The sequence below is a fragment of the Sphingobacterium sp. GVS05A genome, assembly GCF_019969845.1.
GTDB lineage: Bacteria > Bacteroidota > Bacteroidia > Sphingobacteriales > Sphingobacteriaceae > Sphingobacterium.
This window is the reverse complement of sequence record NZ_JAHXYR010000027.1, coordinates 1-345: the sequence shown is the minus strand read 5'-3', so window position 1 is coordinate 345 and position 345 is coordinate 1. Positions and strand designations below refer to the sequence as shown.

Here is a 345-nt window from a genome sequence, read left to right as displayed (position 1 = left end):
TGCCCGCCCCTAGAAGGAGCAGGACCGAGAGAGATAGATGAACAGAATAGCTAGTCCCGTAGCTCAGTTGGTTAGAGCACTACACTGATAATGTAGGGGTCAGCAGTTCAAATCTGCTCGGGACTACTTGATATAGTATTTAGTAGAAAGTATTTAGTATTTAGAGAGATGTATGGCGACATACAGTGATCTAACTCTAACATCTAAAACTGGAAATAAGGGGAATTAGCTCAGCTGGCTAGAGCACCTGCCTTGCACGCAGGGGGTCAACGGTTCGAATCCGTTATTCTCCACGAGCTAGTATTGCGATATTAGTATTGAGAATTGTGATGATTTTATGGCGAC

2 tRNA genes are annotated in these 345 nt (G+C 44.1%); both read left to right on the top strand.

The features are described 5' to 3' along the window. Positions 1 to 52 precede the first annotated feature (52 nt). Positions 53 to 126 (top strand) — tRNA-Ile (locus tag LC454_RS26295). Positions 127 to 219: 93 nt separating this feature from the next. Further along, positions 220 to 293, top strand: a tRNA-Ala gene (locus LC454_RS26290). The last annotated feature ends 52 nt before the right edge of the window (positions 294 to 345 follow it).